The sequence below is a fragment of the Janthinobacterium sp. SUN100 genome (genome assembly GCF_030397705.1).
Classification (GTDB): Bacteria; Pseudomonadota; Gammaproteobacteria; order Burkholderiales; family Burkholderiaceae_D; genus Janthinobacterium; species Janthinobacterium kumbetense.
Genome location: NZ_JAPUBU010000004.1, coordinates 299452 through 314926, shown reverse-complemented (window position 1 = coordinate 314926; position 15475 = coordinate 299452). Strand labels below are relative to the sequence as shown.

At 54.8% G+C, this 15475-nt stretch carries 16 protein-coding genes; 5 read left to right on the top strand and 11 right to left on the bottom strand.

From position 1 onward, the window contains the following. The first annotated feature begins 51 nt into the window (after positions 1–51). Genes O0881_RS21500 through O0881_RS21490 form a run of 3 tightly spaced genes read left to right on the top strand, consistent with a single transcriptional unit; the run spans position 52 to position 2085 of the window. Positions 52–477 carry a nuclear transport factor 2 family protein gene (locus O0881_RS21500; protein WP_034780622.1) on the top strand — a complete coding sequence of 142 codons (426 nt, stop codon included), beginning with the start codon at positions 52–54 and terminating at the stop codon, positions 475–477. Beyond that, the gene (locus tag O0881_RS21495; RefSeq protein WP_289912957.1) at positions 477–1502 is read left to right on the top strand and encodes an alpha/beta fold hydrolase; all 1026 of its coding nucleotides are present in this window, start codon (positions 477–479) and stop codon (positions 1500–1502) included. The genes O0881_RS21500 and O0881_RS21495 overlap by 1 nt, the downstream gene beginning before the upstream one ends. Further along, positions 1495–2085, top strand: coding sequence for a DUF2946 family protein (locus O0881_RS21490; protein WP_289912955.1), 591 nt, complete (start codon positions 1495–1497; stop codon positions 2083–2085). Before O0881_RS21495 ends, O0881_RS21490 begins: the two co-directional genes overlap by 8 nt. 3 nt (positions 2086–2088) lie before the next feature. Here O0881_RS21490 and O0881_RS21485 read toward each other — a convergent pair whose 3' ends face one another. Then, complete coding sequence (locus O0881_RS21485; protein ID WP_289912953.1) at positions 2089–3678, bottom strand: M48 family metalloprotease; 1590 nt, start codon at positions 3676–3678, stop codon at positions 2089–2091. A 196-nt stretch (positions 3679–3874) separates the two neighbouring features. Here O0881_RS21485 and moaC point away from each other — a divergent pair, with 196 nt between their 5' ends. Continuing rightward, positions 3875–4381, top strand: a complete 507-nt coding sequence (gene moaC / locus O0881_RS21480; protein ID WP_289912950.1) for a cyclic pyranopterin monophosphate synthase MoaC — start codon at positions 3875–3877, stop codon at positions 4379–4381. Between the two features lie 214 nt (positions 4382–4595). Here moaC and O0881_RS21475 read toward each other — a convergent pair whose 3' ends face one another. From O0881_RS21475 to O0881_RS21455, 5 genes are all read right to left on the bottom strand, one after another. Next, positions 4596–5498: a sialate O-acetylesterase gene (locus O0881_RS21475; RefSeq protein WP_289912948.1), complete on the bottom strand. Its 903-nt coding sequence runs from the start codon at positions 5496–5498 to the stop codon at positions 4596–4598. 762 nt (positions 5499–6260) lie between these two features. Further along, entirely contained in the window at positions 6261–7025 is a 765-nt protein-coding gene (locus tag O0881_RS21470) for a hypothetical protein (protein ID WP_289912946.1), read from the bottom strand. Continuing rightward, positions 7009–8034, bottom strand: a complete 1026-nt coding sequence (locus O0881_RS21465) for an acyltransferase (RefSeq protein WP_289912944.1) — start codon at positions 8032–8034, stop codon at positions 7009–7011. Before O0881_RS21465 ends, O0881_RS21470 begins: the two co-directional genes overlap by 17 nt. A gap of 17 nt (positions 8035–8051) precedes the next feature. Continuing rightward, the gene (locus tag O0881_RS21460) at positions 8052–8843 is read right to left on the bottom strand and encodes a sialate O-acetylesterase (RefSeq protein WP_289912942.1); all 792 of its coding nucleotides are present in this window, start codon (positions 8841–8843) and stop codon (positions 8052–8054) included. Positions 8844–9832: 989 nt separating this feature from the next. Further along, the gene (locus O0881_RS21455) at positions 9833–10201 is read right to left on the bottom strand and encodes a DUF6713 family protein (protein WP_289912940.1); all 369 of its coding nucleotides are present in this window, start codon (positions 10199–10201) and stop codon (positions 9833–9835) included. Positions 10202–10364: 163 nt separating this feature from the next. On the opposite strand from O0881_RS21455, the gene O0881_RS21450 reads away from it, so the two are divergent. Continuing rightward, positions 10365–11087: a flagellar brake protein gene (locus O0881_RS21450; RefSeq protein ID WP_289912938.1), complete on the top strand. Its 723-nt coding sequence runs from the start codon at positions 10365–10367 to the stop codon at positions 11085–11087. Between the two features lie 21 nt (positions 11088–11108). Here O0881_RS21450 and O0881_RS21445 read toward each other — a convergent pair whose 3' ends face one another. From O0881_RS21445 to recX, 5 genes are all read right to left on the bottom strand, one after another. Then, positions 11109–11573, bottom strand: coding sequence for a pilin (locus O0881_RS21445; protein WP_289912936.1), 465 nt, complete (start codon positions 11571–11573; stop codon positions 11109–11111). Positions 11574–11786: 213 nt separating this feature from the next. After that, a complete protein-coding gene (gene sucD, locus O0881_RS21440) occupies positions 11787–12668 on the bottom strand; it encodes a succinate--CoA ligase subunit alpha (protein WP_034746085.1) in 882 nt (293 codons plus the stop codon). A 13-nt stretch (positions 12669–12681) separates the two neighbouring features. After that, a complete protein-coding gene (gene sucC / locus O0881_RS21435; RefSeq protein WP_034788653.1) occupies positions 12682–13851 on the bottom strand; it encodes an ADP-forming succinate--CoA ligase subunit beta in 1170 nt (389 codons plus the stop codon). A gap of 78 nt (positions 13852–13929) precedes the next feature. Beyond that, positions 13930–14490, bottom strand: a complete 561-nt coding sequence (locus O0881_RS21430) for a DUF2889 domain-containing protein (protein ID WP_077408684.1) — start codon at positions 14488–14490, stop codon at positions 13930–13932. A 516-nt stretch (positions 14491–15006) separates the two neighbouring features. Then, a complete protein-coding gene (gene recX / locus O0881_RS21425; protein ID WP_289912935.1) occupies positions 15007–15462 on the bottom strand; it encodes a recombination regulator RecX in 456 nt (151 codons plus the stop codon). Positions 15463–15475: the final 13 nt, after the last annotated feature.

Below are 15475 nucleotides of genomic sequence, written 5' to 3'. Positions count from 1 at the left end.
CGCGCCGTTTTCATTTACACAGCTAGCTGTACCGCTCAAGCCGGAGTCGTCATGAAACGTCTGAAAGAACTCAATGGCAGCGCCGCGGAAGTCGAAGCGGCGTTCTACGATGCCTTGCACCGCGCCGACCTCGAAGCGCTGATGGCGCTGTGGGCCGACGATGAAGAGATCGTCTGCATCCATCCGGGCGGCGCGCGCCTGATCGGCCATGCCGCCATCCGCGCCTCGTGGGAAACCATCCTGGCGGGCGGCGGCCTGCACATCGTGCCGGCGCAGCTGCATGAAACGCACAACCTGATGAGTTCGGTGCACACGGTGATCGAAGGCGTCACCCAGGAAGAAGGCGGTCCGGCGCATCTGCTGGCGACGAATGTGTACGTGAAAACGCCGCGCGGCTGGCGCATCGTGCTGCACCATGCCTCCATCGCGCCGGGCGGCGCGCCGGCCGACGCCACGGGGGCGCAGATCCTGCACTGATGTCTTTGTCTCTTTCCTATACTGCCCCGCTCTGGCTGCCTGGCGGCCACGCGCAGACGATTTATCCAGCCGTGTGCCTCGCCAAGCCGGCCGTGGCCTTCCGCCGCGAACGCTGGCAAGCGCCCGATGGCGACTTCGTCGACGTCGACCTGGTCGACGGCCAGCCGGGCCAGCCCTTCGTGGTGCTGTTCCACGGCCTGGAAGGCTCGTCGAACAGCCATTACGCGCGCGCCCTGATGGCCGAGGTGGCCGCGCGCGGCTGGTCGGGCGCCGTGCCGCATTTCCGCGGCTGCTCGGGCGAAGCGAACCTGGCGCCGCGCTTCTACCATTCGGGCGATGTGCAGGAAGTGGACTGGGTCGTGCGCACACTGCGCCCGCGCGCCACCGGCAAGTTTTACGCGGCCGGCGTCTCGCTGGGCGGCAATGCCCTGCTGTGCTGGCTGGGCCAGTCGCAGCACCAGGCCGATTTCGTCGATGCGGCGGCGGCCGTGTCCGCCCCCCTTGATCTGGCGCAAGGGGGCAAGGCCCTGTCTTCCGGCGCCAACCGGCTCTACACGCGCATGTTCCTGAACACCTTGAAACCGAAATGCCTGGCCAAGCTGGAACAGTTTCCCGGCCTGTTTGCGCGCGACGCCATGCTGGCCGCGCGCGACCTGCACGCCTTTGACGACGTCGTCACGGCGCCCCTGCACGGCTACCGCGACGCCGACGATTACTGGCACCGCGCCAGCGCCAAGCACGTCTTGCCGGACATTACCGTGCCGACCCTGGTACTGAATGCGCAAAATGATCCTTTCCTGCCCGGACGCTTCTTGCCACGCAGCGCCGCACCGACGGTCACGCTCGAGTATCCGCGCCACGGCGGCCACGTCGGCTTTGCGGCAGGCAAGTTGCCGGGAAGCACACGCTGGCTACCGCAGCGCCTGATCCACTTTTTTGAAGGCGGCAACACGGCGCCATCGGCGCCGCAAACCTGTCACGCTGGCGATGCGCGCACTCACACGGAAAACGCTACACATGGATGAACTCGTCAAACAGGCCCTGGCCAAATGGCCGAACGTGCCCCACTGCTACGGCTGGCTGGGCCTGGACGCGCGCGGCCACTGGCGCATGCGCGACCAGCAGGCGCAACAGCAACAACTGCCGGGCGACAAGATCGCCCACACCGCCCTGTTGAGCTTTATCAACCGCAATTACGCCCAGGACGAACGCGGTTGCTGGTTTTTCCAGAATGGCCCGCAGCGCGTGTACGTGAATCTGGAAGCGACGCCCTACATCGCCCGCAGCGACCCGCAGCACGGTTTTGTCTTGCAGACGGGTGCGCCGCTGGAACAGATCGCGCAAGCGTATTGGTGCGATAACGGCGCGCTGATCTTGCGCCACGGCGACATCGTCGCGCAGGTGGATGACCGCGACATGGCCCAGGTGCTGCCCGCGTTGCGCATCGACGGCCGGCAAGCCAGCGACGACGCCTTGCTGGCGTGGCTGGAAGAACAGCGGGGCAAGCTGACTCTATTGCATGCCGGCAAGGAGATTGCCGTGCAGCCGCTGGCCTATGCCGGCGTAGCGCAAACCTTCGGCTTCCAGCAGGCGCCGCAAGCCGGGTAAGCGCTACCCCTTCTGGTCCTTGATCTGTTCGCGGCGTTTTTCCTGCAACTCGCGCTCGCGCGCATCGATCACGGCCTGGTCATAAAAGGTCGCGTCCGTCGATTTGCGGGCAATCGTCAGCTGGTCCAGCGCGGCCATGGTGGCGCCCTGCAGCACGTAGGATTCGGCCAGCGCCATGTGCTGCAAGGTCATCTTGCCCTGGTCCGCATAGGCTTTCGCCAGTAAATCATACAGTTCCGGCTCTTCCTTATAGAGCTGCACCTGCTCGCGCAAATACAGGGTGGATTGCTCCAGCTTGCCGGCAGCCATCAGCGCTTCCGCATACTGGTGGGCAATGCCGCGCGACAGGGGAAACTGCTGGCGCGCAGCGTCCGCCGCCTTCAGGGCCTGCTGCGCCACGTCCTTCTTTTGCGCCGGCATCAACAGCACTTCCAGCCCCATCGCCGCCAGCAGCGAATTGGGGCCCTGCGTGCCGCCCGACGTCAACACATTCGGCGCGGCCGGCTGGTGCAGGGCCGCATTGGCCGCATCGAGTTCCTTTTGCGCTTCCACAGGCTTGCCCTGCTTGACGGCGACGAAAGACAGGCCGTAATGGGCGGCCGTCACCTGGAAACGGCTTTGCTGTTCCAGCTGCGTCTTGAAGAGAGCCTTGGCATTCAACAAGCCTTGCACGCTCTCATCCTGCAGCACGCGGGCGCGGGCCCGGGCCAGGTGGAAGCTCAGGCTGTCGGCACGCTGCTTGTACGGCTGCTCGCGAATGCGCGCCTGGATGTCGGCGATGCGTTCGGTCGTCAGCGGGTGGGTCTGCAGATAGGCGGGCATCAGGTCGCTGTACGAACGGCTGGCCGCCTGCATGCGGCCGAAGAAGGCCACCATGCCGGTGGTGTCGAAACCGGCTTCGCCCATGATCTGGAAACCGATGCGGTCCGCCTCGCGTTCGGCGTCGCGGCCGAAATTGAGCTGGCGCTGGATGGCCAGGCCCTGACCGGCGGCAAACACGCCCATGGCCACGTCGCCGCCCGCCCGTGAAGCGAGCGCCGCCAGCAGCATGGCGGCCAGCGGCATCAGGGCATCCTGGCGCTGCTGGCCCAGCATGCGCGCGATATGGCGCTGCGCCACATGGCCGATCTCGTGCGACAGCACGGAAGCCAGTTCCGCCTCCGTTTGCGCCGCCAGCACCAGGGCCGAGTGCACGCCGATGAAGCCGCCCGGCAAGGCAAACGCGTTCAACTGGGGATCGCGCACGGCAAAGAAAAAATAGTCGTAATTCGTTTCGCCGCGCACGCTGGGACGCGCCGCCACGAGGGCGTTGCCGAAGGTATTCAGGTATTCCAGCAAGGGCGCATCGTCGAGGTAGTCGCGGTCGCCGCGGATGCCGCGCATGATTTCCTCGCCGATCTTGCGCTCCATCGCCGGCGACAGGTCTTCGCGCGACGTATCGCCCAGGTTCGGCAGATTCGGCGCCGGCGGCACGGCCAGCGGCGTCCAGCTGCCGGCCGGCTTGGCCGCCACGCTGGCAGCCGGCGCCGCGGGCGCGGAGGTATAGGTTTGCGCCAGCGCACAGGGTGCCGCCAGCCACAATGCAGCCAGCACCGACGCGCACCGGGAGCTGCGCAGCCATGCCGCGCCGGCGTTTTCAAGGACGATCGGAAGAAGAGTTTTTGAATTCACGGGTGCTATCATACCTTGTTCGCGGCGCCCATTCCCACGCAACAAGCATGCGCCATGCCAGTGGCATGACGTCGTGGCCAGGCGTGCCGCGCCCCCACTCCTCACCTATTTTGACGCCATGACAACAGCAGACAAGCAAGCCCCCGCCGGGGAACTGACCCATTTCGACGCCACGGGCCAGGCCCATATGGTCGACGTGGGCAGCAAGGAAGACACGCGCCGCAGCGCCGTGGCCGCCGGCACCATCCGCATGCAGCCCGCCACCTTGGCCTTGATTATTTCCGGCACCGCCAAGAAAGGCGACGTGCTGGGCATCGCCCGCATCGCCGCCATCATGGGCGCCAAGCGCACCAGCGACCTGATTCCCCTGTGCCACCCGCTGGCCCTCACGCGCGTCACCGTCGATTTTGAAGTGGACGAGGCGGCCAACAGCGTGCACTGCCGCGCCCAGGTCGACACGACGGGCAAGACGGGCGTGGAAATGGAAGCGCTCACTTGCATACAAATCGGCTTGCTGACGATCTACGACATGTGCAAGGCCGTCGACCGGGGCATGGTCATGACGAACGTGCGCGTGCTGGAAAAACATGGCGGCAAGTCGGGCGACTGGACAGCTACTGTGTGAGCCCCGGTGGCAAGCTTACGAGTTTAGTTGCCACCACGTAGTGAGGTTGGCAGCCAGCTCCACGCAGGCAGATGCATGGCGCTTGCCATGCAAAAAGATATGGCCAGCAACGCAGTGGCGATTATGGCCTCCTAAATGCATGGGGTCGCTTGATCATCATGCAAATAATACACTGAATTACAATTAAAACAATCTTGACGCAATTCCTTCGATCTCACTCAAGAGCAGCTTTTATTGAATCAAGCCACATCGAGGCCATTTTCTCTTGTCCTTTTTCATTTAGGTGACAAGCGTCAAACCTATATTCATCACTCAATAAATTAGTGTTTGGTCCGGGATAACGTTTTAATTTAGGTACATTGCCAAATGCCAGTTGAGCAGACTCGATATTACGGTCATATGCCGTCCCACAACGAGAATGAACCGCAATTATCCAGCGGTTCACCTTGACTTTAGTATTGACGTAGTCGATTACTTCACTCAATCGCTGAATATACAAATCCTTGTCGGTACCGAAATCAGAAGAACCTTGATGCCAAAAAGCAAAATCAAATTTGATTCCCTGTGCCTGGATTAATCCGATTGCACTGTTAAACTTTCCAAATGCTACGCCACCAGCCTGCCAATCTGTCACTTTAGTCCCCCCCACACCGATCGGCATAAAAATAACTTTACGCGCGACACCACCCACAATAAGCTTTTTCCCCAGCGGCATCCACATTGATCCTTTATTGCAATCGGCCCATTCAAATGGATCGCTTGCAATTTTTATTGCCCCATCTTTACCTACTTGAAATACATTATCCACGGCAGGATAAACATGCTCATTACAATTCGACGATATCGATTGACCGATGACCAAAATTCGTAGTTCCGGCAAGGAACCAGGAATACCGGGGGTGACTGGAATGACTGGAGTGACGGGAACGATAGGAATAACGGGGGTGACTGGGGTGACAGGGATCACTGGAGTCACTGGAGTAATAGGGATGATGGGGATAATCACAGGCGTATCAGGAGCACTACCAGTACCACCACCGCATGCGGCAATTATCAAACCGCAATGCAACCCAATAAGATACCTGAACAAACGAAGATTTTTCATCATTGAAATCATTTTGACATCCATAGAAAAAATCATGTTTCGAACATACGGCCCTAGCAAGCATCCACTTCCACGTCATCTTCCATGCAGCATGGTTAAACCTAGGATATTGCTCATACGCGGCGAAAAGAACTAACATCACATCATGTACTATATCGAACAACAAAATCTCGTTATTGATAAAAATCGAAAGTTATGTCGCATTGGAATAAATGACGCAGGCGATCTTCGCGTGCGTCCATACGCAGTATAAAAATTACAACCTGCTCTTAGGGGGGAAGAGGAATAAATTTATTGAAACCAGGAGGAGTACGACTACCAGTCCCATTTTTCTAATTTTTTACATTACAATCAAAAACTCTGTCGCAGGCAACCATAAGCTGCTAGCTATGGCGAGCCATACGTCGCAATCTATGCCTGTCGCCAATTTGCAGCATACGAAGCGCCTGGACCGACACCGAAGGCTAGACAAACGTGAAATGGAAGCGCCGACGTCCACGCAGATCGGCTTCCTAACGATTCATGACTATCGGTCGCAGCATGGTTAAACAGAGTGCGCCCGATTTGAAAAAAATGGCAGCGAGTCGGGCGATTGGACAGCGAGATGGAGACTCAACAATTTGGCCACGTTGGCGTACAGCAACGTGGTCTGCAAAAAATTCTGCGGTGCGACCGAAAGACTCTACGTCAACGAATATCGCTGCCGGCTCAGGGAGCTCGAGTCCTTTTCCGACACATTCGCACTCATTCTTAACGACGTGTGATACCTTAATCTTACTTAAAATAATACAATAAAGATTCTCTCTGATATTTACCACTGGCAATATCAACACTTTTTATTGTATCAAACCATAACTGAGCCAATGCATTTTGCCCTAACTCATTCATCCCACAATTTCCAGAATAGTATTCATCATTGAGCTGACCAATATCCGGCCCCGGAAACCGATTTAATAGAACTTCCCATTTGACCGAGCTAGTATGTGCCGTTTTTTTCTGACCACACTTGCCATTACGTCCGATAATCCATTTTTCCACTTTCATATCGAGGCTCACGGATTTGACTGCACGCCTAACTTCGCCGTTGTATTGAGATTCCGTCAATTTTTCATCAATAAACCAACCTTGCCAAAGTGCATAATCAAATTTTATTTTTTTTAATTTTTCCGCTTTTACGGCGAGTTGTAGATCTTTGTAGAGGGCCCCACCTGTCAGCCAATCATGTACATGCTCTCCCGATGCGCTAATTGACATGAAAAAGACGCGTTCAGCGATACCTGTCTGTATCATTTTTTGACCTAAAAGCACAGAAATATTATCAGCAGCACAGTCGGTCCGACCAGTCGAAAGACGAGCAGGGGTCTCTTGTCCGTTCAGATCAAGTAAATACACGCCCTGAACCTTTTTTTCATGTGGCGCTTCGCGGCAATCCGCCGCCCCGCCCTCTTGCATCACGAGTATATGAAGGTCCCGAGCGTTTGTTGAAAATGAAAATAAAAACAACATTGCAACAACAAAAAATCTAACACCCGAGAACATAGCGACTCCGTTTTTTCAAAACTCTCTTCATTACCAAAACAACGGTAACCGACACCGCAAAAACAACGCCAACCTCCAGAAATATTTTTCCAGTCTCACTGAAAAATACATTTCTAGCCATCAGCTTGGAAAATGCATAAATAACAAAGCCATGCACAAAAAACAGCCCAAAGCTTATCTTTGCAAAATATCCCAGTATTTTATTTTCACGATTCATAAATCGCTCAAAAATAAAAAATATGGCTACCAACAATGCCAATTTTCCAATTGAGATATAGTTCGGCATTCCCATTCCGCTAAAAAAATCAGGAGGAAAATCAGGAGGAAATTTTGGCTGCCTAAAATACAACGAGATGGAAATAATAAATACGATAAATGAAACAATAATAATTTTTGTCTTAGTATATCTACTCAGTCCTTCAAGTAGCGCTGCGTTACTTGCCGCCAGCACGCCGAATAAATAAAAACCAGCGAAATGCAGGAATGCCAGAATGGCATTTGAATTATTTATTGGACGGGAAGAAAATGTGCTGAAAATCAATGCAAAAAAAGTTACCACATATAATAATTTTGTTTTCGATAAGGCATTAAAAAATGGCGTCATCAAGAAGAATATTACAATCATTGGTATAAACCAGAGCGGAAAGACAATAGCCCAACCAACAAGCAGAGACCACAATACATAGTTTACAGCGGTCAAATCAAATAGAACATTTTGCGAGACATACAACTTCAAGGACAAGGCAATAAACGCAAAGAAAAAATATGGAAGAATTACATACTTTGCCTTTTTTATTAAATATTCCGCATAATTGAATTTATTTGCCTCAATATAACAAAAAAGATATCCTGAAATAAATACAAACCAAGTTGTAGCATCCGTCAAAATAAAATTCAAATACTTTCCTGCACCTCCCATTTCCTGAATAGATGGCATATGTGACAAAATTACAAAAATTATCGCCATACCACGAAAATTATCTAAAAAATATCTAAAGTCCAATTTCATTTATTACTCAGTTCTATTTATTTAAGAGCCAATTTCACTGACTCCAACCACATCCCTGCCATTTCATCCTGGCCATTTTTTTTAAGATGACAACTATCAATGCGATACTCATCTCCTAATAAATTATTATTCGCTCCGATGAAACGTTTTAGCCTTGGCATGTTACCCATCTCCAATTGGGCCGACTCGATATTACGATCATATCCACCAAAGCAACGCGAGTGCACTCCTATAAGCCATCGATTAATTTTGACTCGTTCATTGACATAATCAATTACCGACCCAAGACGAGTCATATATACATTCTTCTCCATTCCAATATTTGAAGAGCCCTGGTGCCATATGGCAAAATCAAAATCAATCCCTTTCCCCTGGATTAAAGAAATTGCCGCGTTCAATTTTTTAAATGCAGCGCCATTCACCTGCCAATCTTCAACTTTTGACCCGCTGACACCAATCGGCATAAATATCACTTTTCGCGCGATACCCGCATCGATCAGTTTTTTTCCAAGAGGCATCCACATTGAACCTCTATCACAATCCGCCCACTCAAATGGATCCGCCGCCGCTTTTACTGATCCATTACTACCTATCTGGAATACATTGTCGACCGGACCATATTTATATTCATTACAGTTGGAAGATATGGACTGCCCGATTACCAAAAACCGAAGTTCCGGCAATGGATAAGTAACAACAGGAAGAGAAACAGGATCACTAGGGCTACTGTAACTACCGGAACTACCTCCGCCACATGAGGCCATGACTAAGCCCAAAAAAATAGCCAGCATACATTTAATAATTTTCATTTCTTATCTCTGAATCATTAATATTTTTTTTGGTAAAAAATTAAACCATCTTGATTTTTTAAATCCAACGACAGCTAAGTAAATCATTTAACTACCAGCAGATCAGGCACTTCTCTATCGAGACCCGCTGAAACTTGCTTACTGACATAAAAATGGCAAAAACATAAAAAACAACCGGAAATAATCAATCCATAAAAAACACAATGCTATTATTTCAATTTTTCCATGAAAACACATCGAAAATCACTAAAGTGTAACAGATTCACGAAGAAGTAAGATTCGCACACGAAAAAATCAAGCTTCCCGCCCTCAAAAAAGAAACATTTTTTACAATTTGATACAAATCATGCGCGTCATTTTTATCATGCGTCTACAGATCAGTAGCAACAACGCTGCCTTCCTTCTTTTTCTCAACTAGGAATACCTTGCCAACACAGTATGTGCCTGTCTCATGTAACCACCGTAGAAATGGCTCATGTCTTATCAACGACACATCTTCGCGTCAACTGCCGAGAATCGCTCGTCTCTACGCCACCATCAGGAAAAAATCGATATCACAGTTTGATATGGAACACTACGACAGGACTCACAATTCATCGACATGCTCAAAGCATGTTCGAAACATTGTACGTGGCGCATGTATGCGGTTGGGAGACTAGCTATGACATGGAAAGCACAGTACTGTACGAGGTCCTACAGTCATTCAAACGAGCAGACACTACATGCTTGATGCGCGCTCAATGAGATAAACCACCGTATCCTTATCAGTTGCCGCACCCGAGACCTTGGTATCTTGGCCATGAAATAAGGCAAGTTGCAATGCGCCGAACAAGGGGAGTAGCGCCCTTGGTACTTGTTGAACAGCGACATCCATCTTCTTGCCAGCCATTCCGCCACAAACAATGGGCATACCCAGTCTTGCAAACGATGTATGTCTGCGCATCCATGATTATTTACCGCAAGGGCTGCAGATACGACACTCAGAGCACTTACCTTGTGCCGCGGTCACTTGCATGCCATGCAACCAACAGCCACACGGCACACGCCAGGCACAGCACGATGATGGCGATCGACAGGGGCAAGTGGAATTGCGCCAGTCCCGCCAGCGCGAAGCCGGCGTGGATCAGGAAGGTGCCTGCGCCCAGCGCAGCGCAGATGCCCGCATACAGGGCTGCCTGCGGGGTGGCCAGCAGCACATGCCGGTAACCAGCCAGTACGACGGCAATGGCAACCAAGTTAAACACCAGAAAACCCTGCACGCCGCCCGGCACATGGAACATCTCCCACTCTTTCCAGTAGGCAGCGTCGATTTGATGCAGGATCAAGAACAACATCGTCCAGAAGTAGCTGCGCGGCATAAGATTTACATTCGTCAATATTGATGCAATTGTAAAGCCTGAGTCCTGCACAGGCACGCGTACATGGCATTTTTCGATGCCAATATGAATTTCATTGATATAAATGCTTTTTCATCAAGAAATCATGCATACTGCGAGTCGTCCATATCCAGATGAGCATCGCATGACAAGCAACAAGCCCACCGCAGAAACCAAGCTCCAGGACTTCGAATTCGAGGCCATGAATCTGCAGGTGGGTGGACGCATCCAGTTCATCACGCACCGCACCATCAAACCCATCCAGCATTTCTCGACCCTGATCGGCTATGTGAAAGACGAGTACCTGATCGTCAAGATTCCCATGGAAAACGGCGCCGCCATCATGCTCAACGAGGGCGACAAACTGACCATCCGCGTGTTTTCCGGCGTCACCGTGTGTTCGTTTTCCTGCAGCGTGCTGCGCATCTTTGGCCGTCCGCTCAATTATGTCCACCTGAGCTTTCCCGACGCCATCCAGGGCACCAGCCTGCGCACGGCCATGCGCGTCAAAGTGGACATCCCGGCGCAGCTCAGCTACCGCGATGTGGCGGCCGTGCCCGTGTTCATCGTCAACCTCAGCGTTTCGGGCGCGCTGATCGAGGCGCCCAGCATGCTCACGCCGGACGACGACGGCGTGGCCCTCAGCTTTACCCTGCTGGTGCAGCCGAACAAGCATCAGATGCGCGTCAACACGCGCGCGCGCATCCAGAATGTCAGCGTGGGCAAGCCATCGAATGGCCACGCCGCCGAGGTGGCGGAAATCTATACATATGGCGTGCAATTCATCGACCTGGAACCGACCCACTACACCTTGCTGCAAAACCTCACCTATGAAGCGCTGATCGCGGACCGGCAAAAAATCGTCTGACGCTGGCGCGGCAGGCACCGCTCACTGCGTCGCCACCACTTTCGGAATATTATTCTTGGTAATGGCCTCCTTGGCCGCGGCATTCGTCACGCTGGTGCTGTTGAACCAGCTTAGGCTGCTGGAGCCAAGCTGCAGCTCCATGCTCACCGTCTGGCCGCCCACGCCGCTGCCCATGTCGCCCGCCAGGGTCAGCTCGATATTGCCCTTGTCGACCTTTCCGCTCGCCACTTCGCGCGTCGGGCTGAACAAGGGGATAGCACTGGGCACGGCCTGGGTAGGCGTGCTGCAGGCGGTAGCCAGCCCGCCGTTTTCCTGCACGCACAGGGCCACGGCCGTTTTCAGCGGCGCGGCGGCCGCCAGTACATTGCTGACCTTGGCCCGCATCGTGTAGTCGCCATACTGGGGAATGGCCACGGCCGCCAGGATGCCGGCGATGGCCACCACGATCATCAGTTCTATCAGGGTAAATCCGCTTTGCGCGCGCATCGTATCCTCCCATTGTGCATTGCCCACGCCGTGCATGGTGCAAGCGCCATGCCAGCGGCGCGCCCGGGCAGCGGCGGTGCACATGGAAAGAAAAGCGACACATTTGGGCCGGTTCGGACCAGCGCCGTCGTCCCGGGCCGGGATGCGGCCTGTCTTGCGGACAAAAAAAAGGAGCCGAAGCTCCTTTTTTGTACTGCGGTGACCGGGCTGGAATTACAGCATGGCTTTCAGCAGACGCGCCATTTCCGACGGGTTTTTGGTGACGGTGATGCCGCAAGCTTCCATGATTTCCAGCTTGGCTTGCGCCGTATCGGCACCGCCCGAGATCAGCGCGCCGGCGTGGCCCATGCGCTTGCCTGGAGGAGCCGTTACGCCAGCGATGAAGCCAACGACCGGTTTTTTCATGTTGTCTTTGATCCAATAAGCCGCGTTGGCTTCGTCCGGACCACCGATTTCGCCGATCATGATGACCGCGTCGGTATCTGGATCGTCATTGAACATCTTCATGATGTCGATGTGCTTCAGACCGTTGATCGGGTCGCCGCCGATGCCGACTGCCGACGATTGGCCCAGGCCCAGTGCGGTCAGCTGACCCACTGCTTCATAGGTCAGGGTACCCGAACGCGACACCACGCCGATACGGCCCTTCTTGTGGATGTGACCTGGCATGATGCCGATCTTGATTTCGTCTGGCGTGATCAAGCCTGGGCAGTTAGGGCCCAGCAGCAGGGTTTTGCTGTTGGCTTTGGCCATGCGGTCTTTCAAAGCCATCATGTCACGGACAGGAATGCCTTCGGTGATGCAAATGGCCAAATCCATTTCAGCTTCGACAGCTTCCCAGATCGCCGCTGCCGCGCCTGCTGGCGGCACGTAGATGACGGAAACGTTGGCGCCGGTTTCTTTTTTCGCTTCGGTAACGTTAGCGAAAATAGGAATGCCTTCGAAATCTTCGCCGGCTTTCTTCGGGTTCACGCCTGCCACGAAGGCAGCTTTGCCGTTCGCGTAGTCGCGGCAACCGCGGGTGTGGAACTGGCCGGTCTTGCCGGTGATCCCTTGGGTAACAACTTTGGTATCTTTATTGATCAGAATGGACATGTTGATTCCTTAATTAAGCTTGACCGGCAGCGGCGGCAACGACGCTCTTGGCTGCATCTTCCATGGTGTCGGCTGCGATGATAGGCAGACCGGAATCGGCCAGCATCTTTTTGCCCAGGTCTTCGTTGGTGCCCTTCATGCGCACCACCAGCGGTACGTTCAGCGAAACGGCTTTCACCGCGGCGATAACGCCTTCGGCGATCACGTCGCAACGCATGATGCCGCCGAAAATGTTCACCAGGATGGCTTTCAGGCCTGGGTTTTTCAGCATGATCTTGAACGCTTCGGTCACTTTTTCTGCCGTGGCGCCGCCGCCGACGTCCAGGAAGTTGGCTGGCTCGCCGCCGAACAGTTTGATCGTGTCCATGGTGGCCATGGCCAGGCCGGCGCCGTTCACCAGGCAACCGATGTTGCCGTCGAGCGAGATGTAGGCCAGGTCGAATTTCGACGCTTCGATTTCAGCTGGATCTTCTTCGTCCAGATCGCGCAGGGCGATGATTTCCGGATGACGGAACAGGGCGTTCGGGTCAAAGTTGAACTTGGCGTCCAGGGCGATGACTTTGCCGCTGCCGGTGACGATCAGCGGATTGATTTCGGCCAGCGAGCAATCGGTTTCCCAGTATGCTTTGTACAGGCCTTGCAGGTTGACGCGGGCGTCGACGATGGAACCGGCAGGCACGCCGATTTTGGTCGCGATGTCGTCTGCCTGGGCATCGGTCAGGCCAACGCTTGGCTCGATGGTGACGTGGTGGATCTTCTCTGGGTGGCTCTCGGCCACTTCTTCGATGTCCATGCCGCCTTCGGACGACGCCATCAGGACGATTTTCTGGGTGACGCGGTCGGTGACCAGCGAAACGTACAGTTCTTGCTTGATGTCGGCGCCTTCTTCCACCAGCAGGCGGTTGACTTTCTGGCCTTCGGCGCTGGTCTGATGCGTGATCAGCTGCATGCCCATGATCTGGTCAGCGTATTCCTTGACCTGTTCCATCGATTTTGCCACTTTCACGCCGCCGCCCTTGCCGCGGCCACCTGCGTGAATCTGCGCCTTGACAACCCACACCGGGCCGCCCAGGGTTTCCGCAGCCTTGACGGCTTCTTCGACGGACATGCACGGAATACCGCGTGGTACCGTCACTCCGAATTGCCGGAGGATTTCTTTGGCTTGATACTCATGGATTTTCATGCTGGCTTCCCTTCTGATACTGATGTGTAAAAATACGGTTAGTGGTGCAAAAAAAACAGGAAAAACAGAGCGCCGGGGTCACGCTTTGGCTACCCAGCGCGGGTAATACTGTGCAACTGCCCCGCCATCGGTGCGCAGGGCGTGGCATTTGTCGAGTTGAAACGGCTTTTCATGCGACAAGTCAGCATTCGCACCGTCACGGGTCGACCAGACATCGCCGGCAAATGCCTGAACCGTCGCAGTCGGCAAGACTTGCGCCAGTTCGGTCAAATGGGTACAGCCGGCGATTCCCGCCAGGCGCTGTTTCAAGTCGCGGCGGAAATTCTTCAATAAATTCAGACCGATCAGCGCTCTGTAAGCGGGGCCGATGGTATCGCAAAAACCGGGATAGGGCACGGCATCGGAGGCGGCTTCGGCCTCGACGATGGTCAGTTCGCGATCGACGGTAATGCGTAAGTGGAGGTCATGCAGAGGGGAGCCGGCGGGACGGGGGCCGGAGGCCAGGGTCGCATCATAGCTTTTGATATCGGTGATACGGGCGTCAATATCCCACAGGCCGTCGTCGCGCACATACGCTTGGACGTCGATAACGCGGGAGTGCCGGAGGGCGCGCCGGGATACGGGAGTTGACAGGGGCATAAGACCGATGCCGCTTGCGCGGCCATAATTTAGTAAGCAGCCATGTGCCTAAAGCACTCTGTTCGCAGCTTCTACGAACAGCAACCGCACCTGCGGCGCCGCAAAAACCCTAAAAGTGTAGCACACTGGGCGCTGGTTGCGCCGCAACATAATTTTTCATTGCTTCGATAAAAACATTTCAAAGTATAAAGAAAGCACATGGAAATTTACGCTGTTATCACATTCAGTGATGATAGATATGCGCACCTGAAGCCGCGAACCGCATCCAGTTGCCGCCACCGCGCCGAGATCGCACTGCGCAGGCAGCGCTCACGACGTGCAGCGCAACAATACGCCGCTGGCTTGACAGGGCGATGACAGAAGCAGAATCCTGCAAAGAAAACATGGACAAACAGCAAGGCCGACTGGCCCGCGCACGCAAGCTGGGCATCGTGCGGACTGTTGTAGATGGAACACAGCGCGGCCAAGGCGGGCCGGCCGGCACGGCACGAAAGCTCGCAGAAGCGCGCCAGCCGCCTAGTCGTCCTCGGGCTCCCGCCCCTTCAAGGCCGCTTGCACGGCGCGCTGCGAAAAGCCGCGCTGCATCAGGAAGCGCATCTGCTTGTTGCGCTGCTCGGCATCCTGCGCCACTGCACCAAATTTGCGGCGCCACACTTCGCAGGCGCGCGCCACTTCCCCTTCGGCCAGGCCCGCCTTGAGTTCCTGCAGCGCCTCGCCCCCGATGCCATGGCTTTGCAATTCCGCCATGATGCGGCTATTGCCGAAACGGGCCGAGCGGCGGTGGATCAGCGACTCGGAAAAACGCTCCTGCGACAGCCAGTTGGTTTGCTCCAGGCTGTCGAGCAAGGCTTCCACATCGTCGCCTTCCTGCGCATGGCGCTGCAGCTTGCGCCGCAATTCCATGCGGCTGTGTTCGCGCATCGACAGAAAGCGTAGCGCCCTGCCTTTCAGGCTTAGTTGTACCGCTGCCATACCCATATCCCAT

What these genes read in the sequence shown, in the direction of transcription:
- O0881_RS21465 (WP_289912944.1), bottom strand. Translation starts at nt 8,034, where the DNA reads ATGAAATTGGACTTTAGATATTTTTTAGATAATTTTCGTGGTATGGCG.
- O0881_RS21430 (WP_077408684.1), bottom strand. Translation starts at nt 14,490, where the DNA reads ATGCCCCTGTCAACTCCCGTATCCCGGCGCGCCCTCCGGCACTCCCGC.
- O0881_RS21445 (WP_289912936.1), bottom strand. Translation starts at nt 11,573, where the DNA reads ATGCGCGCGCAAAGCGGATTTACCCTGATAGAACTGATGATCGTGGTG.
- O0881_RS21455 (WP_289912940.1), bottom strand. Translation starts at nt 10,201, where the DNA reads ATGCCGCGCAGCTACTTCTGGACGATGTTGTTCTTGATCCTGCATCAA.
- O0881_RS21500 (WP_034780622.1), top strand. Translation starts at nt 52, where the DNA reads ATGAAACGTCTGAAAGAACTCAATGGCAGCGCCGCGGAAGTCGAAGCG.
- moaC (WP_289912950.1), top strand. Translation starts at nt 3,875, where the DNA reads ATGACAACAGCAGACAAGCAAGCCCCCGCCGGGGAACTGACCCATTTC.
- recX (WP_289912935.1), bottom strand. Translation starts at nt 15,462, where the DNA reads ATGGCAGCGGTACAACTAAGCCTGAAAGGCAGGGCGCTACGCTTTCTG.
- O0881_RS21460 (WP_289912942.1), bottom strand. Translation starts at nt 8,843, where the DNA reads ATGAAAATTATTAAATGTATGCTGGCTATTTTTTTGGGCTTAGTCATG.
- O0881_RS21490 (WP_289912955.1), top strand. Translation starts at nt 1,495, where the DNA reads ATGGATGAACTCGTCAAACAGGCCCTGGCCAAATGGCCGAACGTGCCC.
- O0881_RS21450 (WP_289912938.1), top strand. Translation starts at nt 10,365, where the DNA reads ATGACAAGCAACAAGCCCACCGCAGAAACCAAGCTCCAGGACTTCGAA.
- O0881_RS21495 (WP_289912957.1), top strand. Translation starts at nt 477, where the DNA reads ATGTCTTTGTCTCTTTCCTATACTGCCCCGCTCTGGCTGCCTGGCGGC.
- sucC (WP_034788653.1), bottom strand. Translation starts at nt 13,851, where the DNA reads ATGAAAATCCATGAGTATCAAGCCAAAGAAATCCTCCGGCAATTCGGA.
- O0881_RS21470 (WP_289912946.1), bottom strand. Translation starts at nt 7,025, where the DNA reads ATGTTCTCGGGTGTTAGATTTTTTGTTGTTGCAATGTTGTTTTTATTT.
- O0881_RS21475 (WP_289912948.1), bottom strand. Translation starts at nt 5,498, where the DNA reads ATGATTTCAATGATGAAAAATCTTCGTTTGTTCAGGTATCTTATTGGG.
- sucD (WP_034746085.1), bottom strand. Translation starts at nt 12,668, where the DNA reads ATGTCCATTCTGATCAATAAAGATACCAAAGTTGTTACCCAAGGGATC.